Raw genomic sequence first — 20,586 nt, 5'->3', positions numbered from 1 at the left:
ATTATTATGAGTATTGCTTGGTGGCAAATATTATTACTGACTTGTTTATCATTTTGGATGATTATCGATCAAATTACTGTTGGTATCTTATGTAATTATCCATTATTAATTGGATTTGTTTCGGGTATTATAATGGGCGACTTAAAAACTGGACTAGTTGTAGGTGCTACGCTTCAATTAATGGTCTTAGGAGTTGGTACTTATGGCGGTGCAAGTATGCCTGACTTTATGACCGGTGCCATCATTGGTACCGCCTACGCGGTTATGACAGGTAAAGGAGTCAACTTTGCCATTGGATTAGCCGTTCCTGTTGGACTATTAATGGTTCAGCTTGATGTGTTAGCAAGGTTCACAAATACCTTCTTCTTACATAAAGTCGATAAATATATCGACAAAAATGACACAACAAATGTAGCAAAAAATATCATCTATGGTGTATTCCCTTGGGGACTATCTAGATCAATCCCTGTGTTTGTTATGTTGATTGTTGGTAATAGCGTTGTAACTAAAATTGTTAATGCCATCCCTACTTGGCTATCAAATGGATTAAATGTAGCTGGTGGTATTCTACCAGTCGTCGGTATTGCCATTTTATTGAGATTTTTACCAACAAAGAAATTTATTTCTTACTTAATAATAGGCTTTATTGCAGCTTCATATCTCAAAATTCCAATGCTTGGAGTTGCCCTTCTAGGTCTAGCCTTAGCTATTATGCATTACAAACAAGGTAATAATAGTAATAATTCAAACTCAGATAATACTACACGTGAGGGGGAAACTGAAAATGAACTCGGTGAATACGAAAACTAATAAAGTCATTACAAAAAAAGATTTATTCAGAGCTAACTGGCGTTGGCTTTGGTCAAGTCAAATTTGTTGGAATTATGAAAGAATGATGTCTACTGGTTACCTATATACCATGCTTCCAACACTTAAAAAACTTTATTCAAAAGATAACGATCGTGTAGAAATGATGAAGATGCACAACCAATTCTTTAATACCAATGCCTACGTTGGTGGTTTCATCATTGGTATGGATATGGCTATTGAGGAAAAAGAAGGAATAAAAGCGAAAGATACGATTGCTGGATTAAAGACTGGCTTAATGGGGCCTTTTGCAGGTGTTGGTGATACTATTTTTGGAGTTATTCTTCCCACCATTTTTGGATCAATTGGTGCTTATATGGGACTTCACGGAAATCCAATTGGCGCAATTATCTGGCTTTTAGTTAATTTTGCCGTATTATTCTTAAGATTTTCATTATTACCATTAGGTTATTCTCAAGGTGAAAAATTAATTTACGCTGCCGGTGACAAACTAAACAAAATTACCGATTCAGCAATCTTGCTTGGTGTTACTGTTGTTGGCGCATTGATTCCAACCGTGGTATCAGTTAAAGTTCCCTTAGTCTTCAAAACCGGTAAGGTTGTTCTTAAAGCCCAATCTATTTTGAATCAAATTATGCCTTCTCTTGTACCAGTCATTTTAGTGGCAATTTGTTATTGGCTATTAGGTAAAAAGAAAATGAATTCAACAAGACTAATCGTTTCTGTTTTAATTGTTGGAATTATCCTTGGTGGATTAGGTATTTTAAGTAAGTAACTTCTTGAACATTAACTATTTTCTATCATTAATAATAAAAAAGAGCCTGATCAATCACAGGTTCTTTTTTATTAATTATTTTCCATCATGTAACTTTCTAAACTCACTCAACGGCATACCATCAAACGAATTATCTTCATGATTCAATCCATTCAACAATTTTATTTCAGCTTGTATCTTATTCCATTCTTTTGAATTAACTAAGATTCCCACTTCATTGCCATCTTTTGTAAAAGTTATTGGATTACCTTCTCTTAATTCACTAAACACTTTTGTATATTCCTTTAGAGCTGAAATTGGCCTTACCTCTGACATTACACCCACTCCTCTCAAGTAAATTTGAATACATAATATCATTATATTCTAGTGTAATCATTACAAAAAAATCCCGACTCCATTTTGGAATCGGGATTTTGCTTATTTATCTAATTCGTTGATTTGTGCTTCAATTTGATCATTACTTCTGAATTCATCATAAGTAGTATCTGCTCGATCAATCACACCATTTGCTGTTAAGTAAATCAAACGGTTAGCAATTGTCTGAATAAATTGGTGGTCATGTGAAGCAAAGATAATTGAACCTTTATAGTCAATCAAACTATCATTCAAGGCTGTAATTGATTCCAAATCTAAATGGTTAGTTGGATCATCAAGTAGTAAAACATTGGCCTTCAATAACATCATTTTTGATAACATGACACGAACTTTTTCTCCACCAGATAGAACGTTAACTTTCTTTGTAACATCATCCCCAGAGAATAACATTCTTCCTAAGAAACCACGCAAGAAAGTATCGTCATCTTCACCTTTTTCAGCAAATTGACGTAACCAATCAATAATCGGCGTGTCTTCATTGAACATTGAATTAAAGTCTTTTGGTAAGTATGCTTGGCTAGTTGTAACACCCCAAGTTACTGTACCTGAATCTGGTTCTAATTCACCTGTCAATACTTTGAATAAGGCTGTTGTTACCATATCATTTTTGGCTAAAAAGGCTACTTTATCATCTTTATTCAAAATAAAGTTAGCATTCTTCAAAACAGTCTTTCCATCAATAGAAATCGTCAAATCCTTCACCTGTAATAAATCATTTCCGATTTCACGGTTAGGAACAAACTTGATAAATGGATAACGACGTGAACTTGGTTGAATATCATCTAACGTAATCTTATCAAGCATCTTCTTACGAGAAGTGGCCTGTTTAGATTTAGAAGCATTCGCCGAGAAACGAGCAATAAAGTCTTGTAACTCTTTGATTTTTTCTTCTTTTTTAGAGTTCTGATCTTGTTTCATTTGTTGAGCTAATTCTGAAGATTGTTGCCAGAAATCGTAATTACCAGCATATAGTTGAATCTTACTGTAATCCAAATCAGCCATATATGTACATACTTTATTCAAGAAGTAACGGTCATGGGATACGACAATAACAGTATTTTCAAAATTGATCAAAAATTCTTCCAACCAATCGATTGAATCAACATCAAGCCCATTAGTAGGCTCATCCAATAGCAAAACATCTGGTTGACCAAATAAAGCTTGGGCTAACAACACTTTAATTTTTTGACCGGCTGTTAAATTAGCCATTTTTTCTTGATGCAGACTTTCAGGAATATTTAGGCCTTGAAGCATTTGTGAGGCTTCGCCCTCAGCTTCCCAGCCACCCATTTCACCAAATTTTGCTTCCAAGTCAGCAGCTTTTAGACCATCTTCTTCATTAAAGTCAGGTTTCATGTAGATGGCATCTTTTTCTTGCATAATTTTATACAAGTCAGCATGACCCATGAGAACAGTTTCCATGACTGTGTAGTCATCATAGTCAAAGTGGTTCTGCTTTAAAGTAGCCAAACGTTCATTAGGTCCTAATTTAACAGAACCAGTTGAAGGAGTTATCTCACCTGATAACACTTTTAGAAAAGTTGATTTACCGGCACCATTTGCGCCGATTAAGCCGTAACAGTTTCCTGGGGCAAATTTAATATTTACATCCTCAAATAACTTACGATCAGCATAGTGCAAACTAACGTTACTTACAGTAATCAAATATATAATCCTCATTTCTTAAACATAATTAAATTGCATTATACGGACTATTTTCAATGTATGCAAGTAAATATTCTCGTTATAGAGCCGTTATCAAGTAATAACAGCCACTAATTCCGATAAAAATATAAATGAAAAATTCCATAACTCGAATATTCAAATGACTAACCAATCGGTTGGCCAAGATTGTTCCTAAAACAGCCCCTATAAATCCTACTAAAACAAATTTCAAATTGTCGACTGTTAGAATTCCAGTTGAAAAACGTAAGCTGGTCATGATAATCGTATCAATTAAAAAGAACGTTTGAATACTGGCTAAATAATTCTCTTTAGAATCAGAAATAGTCAAAAAGTACAGTGCCATTAGTGGTCCACCAATACCAAACATTCCATTGAAAAATCCTGAAATCAAAGCAAAGACCACCATGACATAAAATGGAATTGACTTAACCGATATCGACTTCAAATTCATTACAGTGTAGTACAGTGCCAAAATTATCAATAACAATCCTAATAAAATTTTTAAATACCCTGCTGCTAAATATTTACTCAAATGCAGTGAAAAAACGGCCATGACGATATAAATCAAAAATGGTCCAACCAATTTTTGCCACTTCAACGCTTTACGATACTTCCAAGCCACCATGATAATAGCAATCGACATCGTTAACGTGGAAACTCCAGCACTTTGATTGATCGGTAAAAGTTGTGGTAAAAAAACCATTAAGACAATTCCTGAACCAAAGCCAGTGACCCCTTGAACGAACCCCGCTAACGTGGCTGCCAAAATCATTACAAATATCCAACTCATAAAATACCCTCCATATTAATATATTAACGTATTAATAGGTAGTTATCAGTTATCTTTTGAAAGGAAATTGTAGATCATTGCCATCATGCCACCAATAACAACACCTGTGGCATTAGAAATCACATCATTAATATCGCTTGTACGATCAATCAAGAAATGATGTGACAAGACATATTGCATAGACTCAAAACTAGAACCAATCAGAATTCCCAAAATAGCCAACAATATCAGTGGAAATTTCGGAAATACTTTTTTAATAAAGAAACCAAACGGTACAGTCATAATAATATTTTCATAAAACTCAATTCCGGATAATTGTAATTCATATAGATTCACGCGTCCCAAACCAGGTGGCAGAATCTTAACTGTTATTCCATCAATAGAAATCGGCATGAACAAAACAGCCATCAATCCCACGAAATACAGCCAATAGAAGAGAACAAAATATGGTCGAGAAAGTTTCTTTAAATTGCCAAAAATATATAAACCACTGACCATTGCTAATAGCAAAATAAATAATGTCGGTATCCAACGCATTGCTATACACCTCTCTTCCTTATTTTTTAATAATAAAAAATCGACCCATTTATAATTCATCGGTCGACTTATTATGCCACTATACACGTTGCTTTTCTAATTTAACCTGCAACTTAGTTCTTTCTTCAATCTTTTTAATAACTTCATTTATGGCTGCCACATCATGGCCATTGGAGGATAAATCTAAATCAACATCCCTACCCTTAGCCAATTTTAATGACAGATAATAAGGACTATTGAATGCCTGATATGCCGAATCCACCACATAAAACGTAGCATCAATTGAACCATCCGGTCCGATTCCCTTTGGCAAATCTATTCCTTTTCCAACAACGATTGAGAAGGCCTTAATTTCGTTAAATTTTACAGTCTCCTCATTGGATATATTGGGAAACAATATGGCCTTAACCCTCTTACCAGTTGTGCTGTAATCCTGATAATGAATGCCCCGATTATCAACGATCCACTGATCTAAATTATCTCTTGTTTTAAGAGTATATAGCATCACAATGGCTATCAAACAAGCAATACCAAACAAAATAGCTATCAATACTTTTCGTGATAATAGGTAAAAGAAAAATCCAATGATAATTCCACCAAATAGAGAAACCATCAACGGTAAATAATTAATCTTATGACCAAAACTCAAACTCATTATCAGCACAACCCTTCATTTTTAATGTAAACTCTTACATTGATTATAACTCACATTTACTCCTCCATTGGGTTTGCATTATTCAATTTTTCTTTGGAGCTATTGCCCATTTAAAGAGATGGCTCCTTGTTGACGTTGTGGTCTTTGTTTAGGATCAAGGATATATCGATTAATTAAATCGATAATCTGGTCATTTTGAGGCAAATCAGAATGTTGAGCATCAGATCCGGAAACGGATATAGAGGTAAAGTGTTTAACTTGTCCCTGATAGATATATTTTCCGGCCATAACACTTCCCAGAGGCACCAATCCATCAGAGTTATAAGTCTCTATCCCTGCAACTGAATAGACACTAAGACTTGATGGAATCTTATCACGATCGTCAATAAAATCGGATAACATTTGAGTTTTATGACGAACCGATTTTTCATTAAAATTATATGGTGAACCAATTGTCATTAATTGCTTGATTTTTACCTGTTCTGAATATTCAGAATAATAATTTTCCAAAAAGGCTGTATAAATCAATCCACCATTTGAATGTCCAATGGCTTTAAAATTATTGAAATTATATTGTTTTGTCAAAAATTTAAAGGCTACGTTGAACCATTTAGCCTGCTTCTTAATATTGTCATAACCATCATGATTATTTTCAAAACCAACGACTATTACCGGCTCATTATCACCACGACGCAAACGTCCAGAAATATGTAGTTTACTATCGGTGGTAACTCGTATTTTGATTAAACTATGCGGATGTTTATTATTTTTGTTCAGTTTATCGACTAACGTATCAAACCGATTTACTGAAGCAGAACTACCTGGAATCATTATAACTGGTGACAGCTTAGAATTGTGAATCTTGGCTAATTCGGTTGTATTCTGATGTGACCAGTTCAATGAAACAAAAATCAGTGTTACTGACAGAACGATTCCTAGGATAGTCCAAAACCAATGCTTAATTTTCATTGATGTCACCTGCCCTCTGACTAATTCGATCTGACAATTTGACGAACGGCATATAGATCAAGACATCAATCACTAATAAAATAGCCCCTAAAGCCAAAGTTATCCAGTTACCATTCGTACCAATAAATGCAATCAATGGGCCTGGAGTTCCCAAGGGAACTGGATAAGCAGCCACGGGCATCCAATGTAAGAGAATAAAAATTGCGGCCACTATCATATTAAACAATGGTGTAATGAGAAATGGTACTAGAAAAACTGGATTAAAGAGCACTGGTATACCAAGCATCATAGAATAATGACTATTAAATACCGCTGGAAAAATCGACCATTTGGCGACATTACGGTTTCGATTCTTTTTTGAAAAAATCAAAATAGCAATAATCAAAGCAATCATTACCCCACTACCACCAAAATTGGCGAAACTGTGGAATAAAGTTGTGTCGGTAAACTTATACGGTACATTCCAAGATGAACCGGCCTTCAAAGCCGCATTCATGTTAGCCATCGAAGGCGCATCATTAAAGGTAGGGTTATTGCTAAAAGGACCACCAACTGCCATCCAAGATAGTAAGTCAGTTAAGAAGCCCATGCCTAAAACATAGACTAATGAATTGAACGGAGAATGTTCAGTTACAAAACTAGCCACATAAGTTGGTATTTCCAATTTCACTACAAATAATCCAGCTAAATTCAAAATTGCTGAAACTAATAAAACAATGAAAACAGGAATAATAATTTTGTAACGTTGTTGAATCTTCGAATTATCAAAACTAACCCAAAGTCGACCACAGAGATAACCGATAATCAAAGCTATCAACATCCCCTGCGACATAAAGAAGCGACTAAAATTAGGTAATCCATCTTCAGTTGGTTGATATGAAATAATCAAAAACGACAACAATCCAATAGCTCCAGCACTGGCACCGTCCTTCTTATACTCTTTAGCAGTGAAATAAGCTATTCCATAAGCAGCATAGAGAGCAATCATATCAATTGTACAGTGAAAAATTACTTCCATAACCCAACTCAATTCACGTGAATATGGCAGCCAATTAGTAATGCCAAACATTTGTGCCATATAACCTGTTTTAGTTAAAAATGCGAACTTAATAACATCGGCAAAACTGCCTAATAACATAATCGGAAATAATAGCGTTAAAGTATTACGAACAGCACTCGCAACTTTAGTGTTACGAATCTGAGCAAAAGAATTCAATAAACGAGTGACCATGTTTACCCCTCTTAACTATTCAACAAAGTATGTTCGTTATTCAATTTTATATTATTGACTTCTTATCAATTTTTATCCATAAAAAACACCCAAATTATCTGAAAAAAATGAGTTTATCTAACAATAAATTACACAAAAAATGGAATATCTTGTTGATCAAGATAAACATGGAACATACTTAAAATAAATAGAAGCAGGTAACCAAAACTGATTACCTGCCTCTATTTTCCCTAATACGGTTTTACTTTACTGCCGTAAATCTCATTACCATCGTAAACTGCATCGTTAACAGAGAATTTGTTGTCATCCAATAATTTAATATCACTACCGATCCAATACCAGCCCGGAGTCAATGATGTTAATCCCAAGTGTGGACGTTGGAAGACGTGAGTCTCCATATAATACATCTTACTCTTAGCAAATCTCACTTGATTGTTATCATAATTTACTCGTAGGTAAAAATTTGGTAACAAAAGAACTGATTTAACACGTGGTGTCTCTTCATCCATTCTATCTTCCCCTTTCAATCTTTAATAAATTTAATATAACATTAATTTTTAGAAACCGCTTTCAAACATTGAATAGAAAATACATCCGTTATAAATTTATTTGTAAGTTTTCAATAAGTCTTATATCATGATAAGTATACTTTATAGAAATCAGGTGAAAACCATGAATTTAACTAACATCATGGCTTGTATGCCCGCAAATGATGCAGGACGTTTTTCAGCAAAATAAAATTTAGGAGTCTAAAATGAAAAACGTCCGTAACACCGTACCATCACTTTTATTGATCATTGTACTTGTGGGATTTCCTCAAATCAGCGAATCAATATTTACACCCGTTCTACCTCAAATCAGTTCTCAAATGAAGGTCAGCGCTGGAACCTCTCAATTAACAATGAGTATTTACTTTGTTGCCTTTGCCATCGGAGTTCTCTTTTGGGGTCAATTATCTGATAAAATTGGCCGTCGTTTGGCTATGTTAATCGGAATCATCTTTTATTTACTAGGAAACTTTGGTTTATTACTGAGTTCTAATTTCAATTACTTATTAGTGGCCCGCTTTGTTCAAGCTTTTGGAGCTAGTGTTGGCTCAGTCGTCACACAAACTATCATGCGTGAAAGTTTTTCTGGTATTGCCAGTACCAAAGTTTTCTCCAAGGTTGGAGCCGCAATGGCTTTGTCACCCGCTTTTGGTCCACTAATTGGTGGACTAATTCAGACCTATCTAGGTTATAAAAATGTTTTCAGTTTTTTAATCGCCATGGCCGTGACCACATTACTTTATGCTTATTACCGTCTGCCGGAAACGATTGATCGTGAAAATATTCAAGAAGTCTCACTACTCAAAGTAACTTTTAGACTATTAAAAGATCCAATCGTGTGGGTTTACAGTATTCTAATTGGCGGAATAAATGGCATCTTATTCGGTTATTACTCCGAGGCACCATTTATCTTTACCAAACATTTCCACTACTCTTCAATCCAATATGGAAGTTTAGGCATGTCTTTGGCACTAGCCAGTTTGTTGGGTGCCATTTTAGTCAACTTCCTAGCCAAGTACATCAAAGCCAAATATATCGGTTTGATTGGACTTACTTTTAGCAGTATTTCGGCCTTACTTTTAGTAATTAGTCTCCAATTCGATAGCTCATTTTTAATGATTATTGGATTCTTCCTGATTTTTCTAGGCTTGAATACGACATTACCAATTGCCTTAAATCTAGCTCTAAAGGGTTATGAAGATGTTATTGGCAGTGCCAGTGGTTTATTCAGTTTCGGTTATTATTTGATCGTCAGTGGATTAACTTATCTAGTGAGTTTCATTCACAATGGAACTATTCTTTCACTACCATTATCTATCCTTGCCACAAGTTTGATCATGTTAATAGCTTACTTGCCAATTGCACGAAAAAATAATTTATAAACTAAAAATGGATCATAGAAGATTTTCTCTTATGATCCATTTTTATATATTTTTCATTTCGTTAGAATCACCAATCAACGGCAACAACTGTGGCTTTCCATAATAATAGCCTTGGCGGAAATTAATTCCCAATTTATTGCTGATTTCATCATCCTCAGAATCTTCAATTCCTTCGAGAATTAAACGTTGTCCATATTCAGTACTAATACCTTTCCAGGCGCGAAGTTTTTCACGTAAATTAGGATCTTCAATATTTGAACGAAAGTTTTGCAAAGCAAATTTTAGTTCTGAAGCTAATGGCAAGAAACTACGTACACTATCAAAACTATTGTCGCCAGTTCCTACGTCATCCAATGAAATTTGCATGCCATGTTCCATAAAATTACGTAAATAAGGTACCAGGCTGGAATCACAATATTGTTGTGGTCCTTGCTCTTCAGTCAGTTCTACAACAAGTTTAGTGGGATACAGTTGCATCTGACTCTTAATGATAGCCTTAGCCATTTGCGTATCCATCAATTGTTCACGGCTAACATTTACAGAACAATATTGAACCTTTTTCCCCAATATTTTAGTTGTCTCAACCAACAACTTTGCGTTCACATTCAAGTCAATATCGACAAAAGATTCGGGAAGTCGCCAGCCGTCTGGAGTCCATTGCTTGATTAAAAGTTCATAACCAAAAATAGAATGAGTTCTTACATCTATTTGTGGTTGTACAAAATAACGATAAATCGGTTTCAATATTACATCGCCTTCTAAATTTAAAATAAAGTATTAATTCTCTACAATTTTGATATTAAACGTCTATACTTTAAGTATACTATAAGTTAGAATAAATAAATAAATTTATGAAAATTGATAAATGTAAAAATAATAGAAAAGTCGTGGTAATTGAATGAAAGTAGCCATTATAGGATGCACTCACGCAGGTATTTCTGCCATGAATCAATGCTTGAAATATTATCCAGATGCAGAGATTACTGTTTATGAGCGACACGCCGACATATCCTATTTATCCTGTGCAACTTACTTGCATATTGGCGGCGCTGTAAAAGATTTAGGAGACGTTTTTTACGCTATCCCAGAAGAATTTGTTAAAAAAGGTGTTCACATGCGTATGCAACATGACGTCATTAAAATTGATGCTCAAGCTCACACTATTTTGGCTCAGAACTTGAAAACACGTGAATTTCTTCATGATAAGTACGATAAACTTATCATGGCAACAGGTTCAAGAACAAGTATTCCTGTCATCGCAGGAATTGAAAATCCCAAAGTCATGTTATGTAAAACTTGCAATCAAGCCCATCACCTTTCCGAAACTTCTAAAAATAACCATAAGATTGCCGTTTTAGGCGGTGGTTATGCTGGTGTTGAATTAGCTGAAGGTTTCGTCAAGTCTGGACATGAAGTTGTATTATTCCAAAGAAATAAACAACTATTGGATGAGTATGTTGACGCAACTATTTCTGATCGAGTTAAGAAACTTTTAGAGGATAATCATGTCAATGTTTTGACTGGTACCGACGTAACTCGATTCAGTGATACTGAAGACAAGCATATCAAGATTTCAACTGAGAATAGCGAATATATTGTCGATATGGTAGCTATCAGTCCAGGGGTTCTTCCACAATCCGACTTACTTAAAGGTCAAGTTAATATTGCTAAAAATGGTGCCATCATCACTAACGCTTACATGCAAACATCTGATCCTAATATTTTTGCTGCCGGAGATGTTACTGAAATCCAATACAATCCAACTTTAACTTCCAAGTATATTCCTTTGGCATCCCATGCTGTTCGTCAAGGCACTCTGGCTGGCATGAATCTTTTCAAACGTCGTCGTAAATCAATGGGCAGTCAAGCAACTAGTGGTATGTTGTTATTCGGTCAAACAATTGCTTGTACCGGTCTCACTCTAGACGCTGCTAAAGAGGCTAATTATGATGCTCATCATGTTTTCTTCGAAAGCAATTATCGTCCTGACTTTATGCCAACCAATACTAAAATAAATATCGAATTAGTCTATGACCGCAAAAGTCGTCGTGTCCTAGGTGCTCAATTTATGAGTTCTCATGAAGTTGCACAATCAGCCAACACTGTTTCCGTAATCATTCAAAATAATAATACGATCGACGATTTAGCCTATGTTGATATGCTCTTCTCACCTAACTTTGATGAGCCCTTCAATTACCTTAATTTAGTTGCTCAAAAGGCAATTGATAAGGAAATAGATTATTGGGGTATGGATTAAATCAACGAAAAAAAATAAAGATACGATTATGTATCTTTATTTTTTTACACTTTTTATTCCATACCTGTAGGTAACTTTTGATAAGCACGACCATGTGTGTCATTGATTGTTGCTTGATACAAAGTATCAATAGCAGCTGGGCCACCAACATGTCCCATTCCCCAATATTGTAGTGATTTATTTAGATTAGCAGCTACTTGATGGTAGTTGTTTGTGGACTTCAATTGTTTAGCACTCTTAATTAGAAGGTCCATCAATTCCGAATTTTTTTGAACTTCTTTATCTTGACTTGCAACATGAATTGCTTCCATCAAGGCTTCAGCAGGTTCTACATTTGCCATAATCTAAAATCCCCTTTCATAACATGTAAAGGTTAACATTAGTATCTTTTTATCGTCAATACTTAGTTGACGGATTGCCAATCTTTCAAATTTATTTCTGTTAATTAATAGCTATACCAATTGACAATCTCTCATGTTATCCCCTTTCTGATATGATGCGTTATTATGTTTCCGATAACAGGATATTAGGTAGCTTGTTATTAATTCATTACTTGATAAATGTATCTTTGGGAGATAATATTATGAAACTATTTAACAAATGTCTATTATTAACTTCTCTTTTTACAATTGGTTTAGTTCCAACAATTTCAACTATACCTGCTCAAGCAGCTTCCACTACTAAGGAATGTGATGTTAAAAAGCTCAATGAAAAAGATCTCTACTTCCTCGTTGGCAAGGATGAACTAGTTAAAGCTAAAGGTGTTGAAATAATTACTAATAATTCACATGATGTAGACGAAATGGATGAAATAACCTCATCCAGCGATTATATGGTTAAAGTATTGGTTCCTAAAACTGCCACATACAATCTTAAAGGAACCAAATTATCACACACTTTGTCACAAGGAACTGTTTGTTCATTAGGCGGTCAAAAGAAATTTGCCGAGAAAACTTATTATAAAGTAGGTGCTGAACACTTTGTTCCCATGACAGAGGTCTACTAAATAATAAATGAATTTCATTTTTAAAACGACTATGATTAGTCGTTTTTTATTTTAGAATTGTCACTAACCACTTTCAAAACTGTCCGCTAATGATTAACTTTCGATGATAGACTACGCCTATCAATTAATTAACGAGGGCCATTATGAAATCCACTAGAACAACTATTAGTATTCTTAGTCTTTCCACGGTTAGTAACATAACTACTGTTATTACAGGAGTTATTCCCCAATTAAGACGGGAATTTCCCAACATACCAACAACCATGATTGAATGGCTAGTCACTATTGCCAATTTCAGTGCTTTGCTAACGATATTGCCTAATCCTTTTCTCAGCCGAAAATTAGGTATTAAAAAAGTTGTTATTATTGGACTACTTATTAGTGCTACTGCCGGAATAATACCTGCTTTCAGTAATAATTTTCTACTGATAATGTGCAGTCGTTTTATTCTAGGATTAGGTGTGGGCCTCTTTTCACCACACGCTATCAGTCTAATTGCTCACAACTATAGTGGTGAGTTTCGGGCCAAATTATTAGGGTATCAAACAGGTTTAACAGCTCTAGGCAATGCAATTTTACTAGGTTTAGCTGGATTACTAGTGGGAATCTGGCATGCGGTTTTTGGACTTTATTTGATTCTTATTTTTATTGCCATTCTAATTGGTCTCTTCGTACCCGAACCAGAGAAACCTTCCATAGAGACTAAGAATTCAAAAGTCAAACTTCCTTGGCAAAAATGGCAACTAATTATCCTAACCTTTATCACTTATCTATTAATTTGGGGTGTACAGTTAAAATTACCCAGTTACTTTGAAATCAAGCAATTAGGTAACCCACAAATTATTAATTTGACCCTATCGGCTATGAATTTAGGTGGATTAGTCGCTGGTTTACTGTTTGGGACTCTACATAAGAAAATTCACCGTTTTACTTTAACGATGGGTTATTTAGGGGCTACCCTTACTGTTCTGATTTTATGGGCTACCGATACCAGTTACATTGCAATTACAGCAGCTATTTTATTTAATTTTGTTTATTCATTTACAGGGCCCTATTTAGTTTTTGCTAGTAATCAAGGGCTAGAACCAGCACAGATTAATTCACTAAGTAGTTACTTGACCGTTTCTACGATTATTAGTGCTTTCTTTGCTCCACTGATCTGGAATTATTTGGGAAACTTCGGACCTCAAAATTTGACTAGCAACGTATTACTCTGGATCACAGTGACTCTCTTTATTATTTCCATTATTACCATCTTTCCTAAAAAATCATGAGCAAACTATTTGCGCCTAAATTATATATGCTGTAAATTTATAAGTGTAATAAAGGTTGTGTGCAAATAGCAATTGCACAATCTATTTATCAATGGAAAGGATCTTAACTATGAAAATCAACTTTAAAGATGAAGCACTAAAATATTTGGAAGACAAGATTCCAGCCGGTAGTACTGTTATTTTAACAACAGATGACGGTTCTAATAAATATTCCAGTCTAGGTGGTAGCTGTGCTATCGGTGATAAATTTCAATTAGTTATTCTTAAAGATGCTGATCCTAAATATACTGTTCCAATCGAAAATAACGCTGGTTACAACTTGAGTACTGAAGAACAATACACTGACTTCTTTACTGATGGTTTGAATATCTCACGTTGGCATAATGCTTTAGCTCTTAAAGATAATAGTGGTATTCTTGATGGTGCCCTATCAGTTGTTGACTGGAGAAATGTTAAACCTGAAACTGCCGAAGAACGTCACAACAAGATGGTTAAACTTGGCGATCAAATTTGCTAATAAATTAAAAAAGATGTAATTGAATTGCATCTTTTTCTTCAAAGCAAAAGATTGTGTGCAACTCATTTGCAATCAACTTAAATATAATGTATAGTAATACTTGTAATAAAGATTCAATCAAAAGAACTTTTAAATAAAAAATAAGCGAGGAAAACAACTATGAAAATTAATATTAAAGATGAAGCACAAGCATATTTAGCAGAAAGAATTCCTAGTGGATTCCCAATGATTCTTACAACAGATGATGGTTCAAACAAATATTCTAGTCTTGGTGGTAGTTGTGCTATCGGTGATAAATTTCAAATTGTCATTTTAAAAGATGAAGATCCTAAATATACCGTAGATCTTGAAAATGATGCTGGTTACGATTTGAAGACATCCCCTTCTGATGCCGACTTACTAACAGATGGTTTGAATATTTCACTATGGCATAATGCTCTAGCTCTTAAAGACAATAGTGGTATCCTTGACGGTGCCCTTTCAGTTGTTGATTGGAGAAACGTTAAACCTGAAACTGCTGAAGAACGTCGTGAAAAGATGGTTAAACTTGGTGACCAAATCTGTTAATCAAATTACATTTAAACAAAAGACTTAGGACAATTTTCCTAAGTCTTTTTTTTGCGAACAAATTTATCGGTATAATGTATGTAACATAATCTTTATGGAGGAATCATATGAAATATCCTATCTTACTATTCGACCTCGACAACACCATTCTTGACACTAAGGCCAACGCCGAAAAAGCTCTACACAAATTGTCAAAGCAAATTGACTTTCCCTTTACCGACGACCAAATTGCCTACTGGCATGAATTAAACGACGACCTCTGGGAAAAATTGGAACGCAAAGAAATTGAACGTGACGACCTTTTGAATACTCGTTTTGAATTATACTTTGATCATTTTGGTAAAAAAGTTGACGGTATTAAAGTTAATGCAACCTATCTCGAACTTTTTAAACTGGAAAATATTCTTATACCACACGCTAAGTCAGTTTTAGACACTTTGCATCAATCTCACCGTATCTTTGCGGTCTCAAACGGTACTAAAGAAAAGCAATATTCACAATTAACTCGCTCTAATCTATTGATTGACTTTGACGATTTATACTTATCCGAAGATCTTGGTTACCAAAAGCCTGATCCTAATTTCTTCAAAGCTGTTATCGATAAAATTGGCGTTGATCAACAAAAAATGTTAGTTATTGGTGATTCATTAACAGCAGATATTTCTGGTGCCAATGCTGCTCATCTGGATTCCGTTTGGTTCAATCCTAAAGAGATTACTAATGAAACTACATTCAAAGAAACTTATGAGATCAAGGATTTAGACCAATTAATTAAAATAACAAACCTATAAAAAAGGTGTTCACATCAACCAGACCGGTTAATATGAACACCCTTTTAGCTTATAATCTTTTTTTAATAAAAGATAACGATTTTAGAATCGCTCTATTTATTATTTGTCAGCACGACGTTGGAAGAACTTAACAATTTCAACGATAAGTACCATCAAGACACCAGCACCTAAAACAATCGACCATTGTAACATGTTCAATTCAGTTACATGGAATAAACCATTAAAGCCTGGTACTAAAATTGTCGCTGCAACCATAATGAATGAAGTGGCAACTCCAATATTAAACATCTTATTCTTAAATGGATGTACTTTGAAAATTGATTGATAAGTCGATTTAACGTTAAATGCGTGGAACAACTGAATCAAGGCTAAAGTAGCATAAGCCATTGTTAAAGCATCGGCGTGCATAGCAGCATTAGTGGTATGAACTGGGAATGTAATTGCCAATCCATAAACTCCTAATGTGATCAGACCTTCTAAGATTCCTTGGTAGACGATTGAAGAACCAATTCCTCCGCCCAAGAAACTGGATTTACGACCACGCGGTTTACGATCCATAATGCCCGGTTCTGTAGGTTCAACACCCAATGCAATTGCTGGAAATGTGTCGGTTGCTAAGTTGATCCACAGTAGTTGAACTGGAAGTAAAATGTCCCAACCCAATAGTGTCATCATGAATAAAGTCAAAACTTCACCTAAATTAGCTGAAAGTAAATATTGAATCGACTTTTGAATATTTGAGAAGACTTTTCGGCCCTCTTCAACAGCTACAATGATAGTAGCAAAGTTATCATCAGCTAAGACCATATCAGAGGCACCTTTAGATACTTCAGTACCGGTAATACCCATTCCAATACCAATATCAGCTGATTTTAGAGCAGGAGCATCGTTAACTCCATCCCCTGTCATTGCTACAACTTTACCTTTGTCTTGCCAAGCACTAACAATTCTAACTTTGTGTTCTGGTGAGACACGTGCATAAACCGAATACTGTTGAACTTTTTTGTCAAATTCTTCATCACTCAATTGATCCAACTGAGCCCCAGTAATAACCGTGTTATCATCACCTGGTTTAATAATACCTAATCGCCCGGCAATAGCTTCAGCCGTATCTTGATGATCACCAGTAATCATAATTGGACGAATACCAGCTTTTTTAGCCTCTGCTACAGCTTGAGCAGCTTCTGGACGTTCTGGATCGATCATTCCTATCAATCCGGCAAAAATCAAATCATTTTCGACAGTATCAGAATCAACTGTTGTTGGTACCTGGTCAATTATCTTATAACCCATTGCCAATACTCGTAAAGCCTGAACAGCCATACCTTTATTCTGCTTCAAAATTTCAGCCTTATCGGCATCTGTAAAATCTCGTACTTCATCTGGTGTAACCTGAATTTTGGTAATACGTTGTAATAACATATCAGGTGCACCTTTTACGGCTACCAAATACTTATTATTTGGTAATCGATGAATCGTTGACATCAATTTACGTTCTGAATCAAATGGTACTTCTGCAACACGTGGTTCTTTAACCAACTCATCCTCTACTTGGTAATCGTGATCAAAACCAAATTGTATCAAAGCAGTTTCAGTTGGATCACCCACTAGAGTTCCGTCACTTTGAATCTTTGTATCATTACTAAAGGTCATAACTTGTAGAACTTTATCAGTACCTGAAATTGGTTCTGAAGCATCCTGTAATTTACCGTATTGATAAACTTTTTCCACGGTCATCTTATTCTGTGTTAATGTTCCCGTCTTATCTGAAGCAACAATTTCTGTACTACCCAATGTTTCTACAGCTGGTAACTTACGAACTAGAGCTTTTCTTTTGGCCATTCTTGTTGTTCCTAAGGCCAAAATAATTGTCACAATAGCGGGTAACCCTTCAGGAATAGCGGCAACAGCTAATGAAATTGCTACCAGTAACATATTAATAACCAGTTCATTCATTGGTAGACCATCGTGATTATTGAAGATACCCACTGCAAAAATAACTGCCGCAATAATCAAAATTAGCCATGTTAAAGTTTTCCCTAAAGAATTCAAATTATCCTGTAACGGTGTTCCAGTATCTTCAGCTTGATTGATCATTCCAGCAATCTGTCCAACTTGTGTGTCCATACCGATGCCAACAACAATTCCGACACCTCGTCCATATGTCACATTACTATTCATATAGGCCATGTTCTTACGATCACCCAAGGGAATATCCTCGTCTGTTAATACCTCAGCAGATTTCTCTACAGGAACTGATTCACCAGTTAAAGCTGACTCCTCAATCTTCATGGAGGCTGAATCGAGTAAGCGAATATCGGCAGGTACGATATCACCAGCTTCTAGTAAAACTACATCCCCCACGACCAAGTTCTCACTACTAATGGTTTCCAATTTTCCATTTCGTTTTACGTGAGCTTCTGGGGTCGACATTTCTTTCAAAGCATCGATAGCTTCCTCAGCTTTTGATTCCTGAAAAACACCAAAAATGGCATTGATAATGACAACTGCTAAAATCAGAGCTGCATCTGCCCATTCTTTGGCTACTAATCCAGATATTAGAGCTGCTACCAATAAAACAATAATCATGAAGTCCTTAAACTGATCTAAGAAACGTTGAACAATATTCTTCCGTTTCCCTTGAGCTAGAGCATTAGGGCCGTTTTCTTTCAAAAGCTTTGCGGCCTGTTGGTCACTTAATCCATCCTCACTAGTTTTAAATTTACTTAGTAAGGATTCCTTACTTAAAGCATAGTATCGAGAAAATCTTTTATCTTCGACTTGTTTCATTAGTATCCCTTCCTTCTATAAAAAAAGAGACTTGCACGCTAAATATGCGCACAAGTCTCACTAATTAAGACAAAACCAGAGCTACGTCTTGTTGACGATTTTGTCACAGCAACCTGCAAGTTACTCCCTTGTTGTAATTTTATTATAAAGGAATCCAAAATTTAAAGCAAAGAACAAGTTAACTATTTTTTCTATAAAAAAAGACGTTGTGAAAACTCACAACATCTTGAATAAATTTAAATTTTATTAGGCAACTACATAAGCTGAACTAACCCATTCGTTAGTAGCAACTCGATAATATGTAACGCCATTAACAACTTTAGTTTGATCTGTCTTCCATGGTGTATTGTTACCTAGGACTTCGTTAGTAATGTCCTTCATTGTACCATCACTTTGTAAAGCTTGAAGCTTAACATATGATCCTGAAGGATTCTTTACCTTAATGACATTACTGCTAGATGAACTGTTTGAACTACTATTATTAGTAGTTGCAGATGATGAACTGTTTCCAGTTACATAACTTGCTGCAACCCATTCATTTGTAGCAACACGGTAATAAGTTACGCCATTAACTGATTTAGTTTGATCTGTCTTCCATGGTGTATTATTACCTAAAACTTCATTAGTGATTCTCTTCATCGTACCATCACTTTGAAGTGCCATTAGAGGAACGTAACTACTAGAAGAATTCTTTACAGTAATTACATCTGCACTTGCACCTGCACTATTTGAACCACTATCGGTTGAAGCTGAACTACTTGAGCTACTGTTATCTGTAGTCGTTGTTGTAGTTGTTGAGCTAGAACCAGTTGGTGATGTATAGCTGGCAAAGTAACTATCATATAATTCTGAAACATCAAAGTTTCCATAACTACCATTGAATGTGTATGAACTTGACCATTGCCATGCGTGTTGAGTTGTATACTCTTCTACACCTGTAGCATTATATGGATATGCGGCAATCCAACCTTGATTTACAGTCATAGTTGTACCAACCCATGAACCCATAGTGTAAATACATGAACGATATCCATATTTAGCAACTTCACTCATAAAGGCTGCATTATTAGCATCGTTTTGAGCTGTTGATAAATTCTGTTGTTCTGAACTTTCAACATCAGTTGCTAAAACGGCTCCACTTGGTAAACCATCAGCTTGAGCAATCTTGGCAGCATAGTCAGCTTCATCTTTGGCACCACTGACAGTACTGTATCTAGCATAATGATATCCATTAACATACAAGCCAGCAGACTTAGCGGCTGCAATATTACCGGCAGCTGTTGAGTCCTTAAATGATGTACCTTCACTAACCTTAGTGACAATCGCCTTGATACCATAATTATTATGCATATCAGTAAAATTAGAAACAGTCATCGCCCCATTGTTATTGGACACATCGACCATATCAGCACGTGCAGCTTGGACATTTGTTGCACCCACAAAAAACAAAACTATCGACATTACTGTAGTAAGAGCTACAATAATTCTTCTTTTCAAAGCCATAATTCCCTTCTCCCTTTCGTTGCCATCGCAACAAAACAAATTATAAAGCAGAAATCTTGACAATGACTGAAAGTTACAGTTTTGTTCACTGATAGTAATTAAACT

21 protein-coding genes are annotated in these 20,586 nt (G+C 35.3%); 9 read left to right on the top strand and 12 right to left on the bottom strand.

Annotation, left to right across the window (positions count from 1 at the left end; genetic code table 11):
* Positions 1–6: 6 nt before the first annotated feature.
* Both LKACC16343_RS00415 and LKACC16343_RS00410 read left to right on the top strand, forming a co-directional pair.
* Positions 7–810 carry a PTS mannose/fructose/sorbose/N-acetylgalactosamine transporter subunit IIC gene (locus LKACC16343_RS00415; protein WP_056952810.1) on the top strand — a complete coding sequence of 268 codons (804 nt, stop codon included), beginning with the start codon at positions 7–9 and terminating at the stop codon, positions 808–810.
* The gene (locus tag LKACC16343_RS00410; protein ID WP_054643663.1) at positions 785–1,603 is read left to right on the top strand and encodes a PTS system mannose/fructose/sorbose family transporter subunit IID; all 819 of its coding nucleotides are present in this window, start codon (positions 785–787) and stop codon (positions 1,601–1,603) included. The genes LKACC16343_RS00415 and LKACC16343_RS00410 overlap by 26 nt, the downstream gene beginning before the upstream one ends.
* A 75-nt stretch (positions 1,604–1,678) precedes the next feature.
* Here LKACC16343_RS00410 and LKACC16343_RS00405 read toward each other — a convergent pair whose 3' ends face one another.
* From LKACC16343_RS00405 to LKACC16343_RS00370, 8 genes are all read right to left on the bottom strand, one after another.
* On the bottom strand, positions 1,679–1,918 hold the full coding sequence (locus LKACC16343_RS00405) for a type II toxin-antitoxin system Phd/YefM family antitoxin (RefSeq protein ID WP_056952812.1): 240 nt from the start codon (positions 1,916–1,918) through the stop codon (positions 1,679–1,681).
* A 102-nt stretch (positions 1,919–2,020) separates the two neighbouring features.
* Positions 2,021–3,643 (bottom strand): ABC-F family ATP-binding cassette domain-containing protein, encoded by a 1,623-nt coding sequence (locus LKACC16343_RS00400; protein WP_056952814.1) that lies wholly within the window; start codon positions 3,641–3,643, stop codon positions 2,021–2,023.
* 79 nt (positions 3,644–3,722) lie between these two features.
* A complete protein-coding gene (locus LKACC16343_RS00395; RefSeq protein ID WP_056952816.1) occupies positions 3,723–4,454 on the bottom strand; it encodes a sulfite exporter TauE/SafE family protein in 732 nt (243 codons plus the stop codon).
* 45 nt (positions 4,455–4,499) lie between these two features.
* Positions 4,500–4,991 carry a VanZ family protein gene (locus tag LKACC16343_RS00390; protein ID WP_056952818.1) on the bottom strand — a complete coding sequence of 164 codons (492 nt, stop codon included), beginning with the start codon at positions 4,989–4,991 and terminating at the stop codon, positions 4,500–4,502.
* Positions 4,992–5,070: 79 nt separating this feature from the next.
* Positions 5,071–5,646: a hypothetical protein gene (locus tag LKACC16343_RS00385; RefSeq protein ID WP_056952819.1), complete on the bottom strand. Its 576-nt coding sequence runs from the start codon at positions 5,644–5,646 to the stop codon at positions 5,071–5,073.
* 99 nt (positions 5,647–5,745) lie between these two features.
* Positions 5,746–6,615 (bottom strand): alpha/beta hydrolase, encoded by an 870-nt coding sequence (locus LKACC16343_RS00380; protein WP_056952821.1) that lies wholly within the window; start codon positions 6,613–6,615, stop codon positions 5,746–5,748.
* Positions 6,605–7,846 (bottom strand): PTS transporter subunit EIIC, encoded by a 1,242-nt coding sequence (locus tag LKACC16343_RS00375; RefSeq protein WP_056952823.1) that lies wholly within the window; start codon positions 7,844–7,846, stop codon positions 6,605–6,607. Before LKACC16343_RS00375 ends, LKACC16343_RS00380 begins: the two co-directional genes overlap by 11 nt.
* Positions 7,847–8,076: 230 nt before the next feature.
* Positions 8,077–8,355 carry a hypothetical protein gene (locus LKACC16343_RS00370; protein ID WP_056952825.1) on the bottom strand — a complete coding sequence of 93 codons (279 nt, stop codon included), beginning with the start codon at positions 8,353–8,355 and terminating at the stop codon, positions 8,077–8,079.
* Positions 8,356–8,600: 245 nt separating this feature from the next.
* Between LKACC16343_RS00370 and LKACC16343_RS00365 the strand changes: the two genes are divergently transcribed.
* Positions 8,601–9,776 carry a multidrug effflux MFS transporter gene (locus tag LKACC16343_RS00365; protein ID WP_056952827.1) on the top strand — a complete coding sequence of 392 codons (1,176 nt, stop codon included), beginning with the start codon at positions 8,601–8,603 and terminating at the stop codon, positions 9,774–9,776.
* Between the two features lie 42 nt (positions 9,777–9,818).
* Here the strand turns inward: LKACC16343_RS00365 and LKACC16343_RS00360 are convergent, their stop codons facing one another.
* On the bottom strand, positions 9,819–10,520 hold the full coding sequence (locus LKACC16343_RS00360; protein WP_082604538.1) for an EAL domain-containing protein: 702 nt from the start codon (positions 10,518–10,520) through the stop codon (positions 9,819–9,821).
* Positions 10,521–10,674: 154 nt separating this feature from the next.
* Here LKACC16343_RS00360 and LKACC16343_RS00355 point away from each other — a divergent pair, with 154 nt between their 5' ends.
* Complete coding sequence (locus tag LKACC16343_RS00355) at positions 10,675–12,033, top strand: FAD-dependent oxidoreductase (RefSeq protein WP_056952829.1); 1,359 nt, start codon at positions 10,675–10,677, stop codon at positions 12,031–12,033.
* Between the two features lie 53 nt (positions 12,034–12,086).
* Here the strand turns inward: LKACC16343_RS00355 and LKACC16343_RS00350 are convergent, their stop codons facing one another.
* Entirely contained in the window at positions 12,087–12,374 is a 288-nt protein-coding gene (locus LKACC16343_RS00350; protein ID WP_025085655.1) for a bacteriocin immunity protein, read from the bottom strand.
* 242 nt (positions 12,375–12,616) lie between these two features.
* On the opposite strand from LKACC16343_RS00350, the gene LKACC16343_RS00345 reads away from it, so the two are divergent.
* The 5 genes from LKACC16343_RS00345 (at position 12,617) to LKACC16343_RS00325 (ending at position 16,188) form a co-directional block, all read left to right on the top strand.
* Positions 12,617–13,039 carry an SLAP domain-containing protein gene (locus tag LKACC16343_RS00345; RefSeq protein WP_056952830.1) on the top strand — a complete coding sequence of 141 codons (423 nt, stop codon included), beginning with the start codon at positions 12,617–12,619 and terminating at the stop codon, positions 13,037–13,039.
* Positions 13,040–13,182: 143 nt separating this feature from the next.
* Positions 13,183–14,313, top strand: a complete 1,131-nt coding sequence (locus LKACC16343_RS00340) for an MFS transporter (protein WP_056952833.1) — start codon at positions 13,183–13,185, stop codon at positions 14,311–14,313.
* Positions 14,314–14,422: 109 nt separating this feature from the next.
* Positions 14,423–14,830 (top strand): iron-sulfur cluster biosynthesis family protein, encoded by a 408-nt coding sequence (locus LKACC16343_RS00335; protein ID WP_056952835.1) that lies wholly within the window; start codon positions 14,423–14,425, stop codon positions 14,828–14,830.
* A 159-nt stretch (positions 14,831–14,989) separates the two neighbouring features.
* Positions 14,990–15,397: an iron-sulfur cluster biosynthesis family protein gene (locus LKACC16343_RS00330; protein ID WP_056952836.1), complete on the top strand. Its 408-nt coding sequence runs from the start codon at positions 14,990–14,992 to the stop codon at positions 15,395–15,397.
* Between the two features lie 107 nt (positions 15,398–15,504).
* Positions 15,505–16,188 carry a YjjG family noncanonical pyrimidine nucleotidase gene (locus LKACC16343_RS00325; protein WP_056952839.1) on the top strand — a complete coding sequence of 228 codons (684 nt, stop codon included), beginning with the start codon at positions 15,505–15,507 and terminating at the stop codon, positions 16,186–16,188.
* Positions 16,189–16,287: 99 nt separating this feature from the next.
* On the opposite strand, the gene LKACC16343_RS00320 is transcribed toward LKACC16343_RS00325, so the two are convergent.
* Positions 16,288–18,978 carry a cation-translocating P-type ATPase gene (locus tag LKACC16343_RS00320; protein WP_056952841.1) on the bottom strand — a complete coding sequence of 897 codons (2,691 nt, stop codon included), beginning with the start codon at positions 18,976–18,978 and terminating at the stop codon, positions 16,288–16,290.
* Between the two features lie 246 nt (positions 18,979–19,224).
* The gene (locus LKACC16343_RS00315; RefSeq protein ID WP_056952843.1) at positions 19,225–20,481 is read right to left on the bottom strand and encodes a GH25 family lysozyme; all 1,257 of its coding nucleotides are present in this window, start codon (positions 20,479–20,481) and stop codon (positions 19,225–19,227) included.
* Between the last annotated feature and the right edge of the window lie 105 nt (positions 20,482–20,586).

Origin of the sequence: Companilactobacillus bobalius (assembly GCF_002179915.1) — a bacterium.
Lineage (GTDB): Bacteria > Bacillota > Bacilli > Lactobacillales > Lactobacillaceae > Companilactobacillus > Companilactobacillus bobalius.
This window is presented reverse-complemented; position numbering and strand designations above follow the sequence as displayed.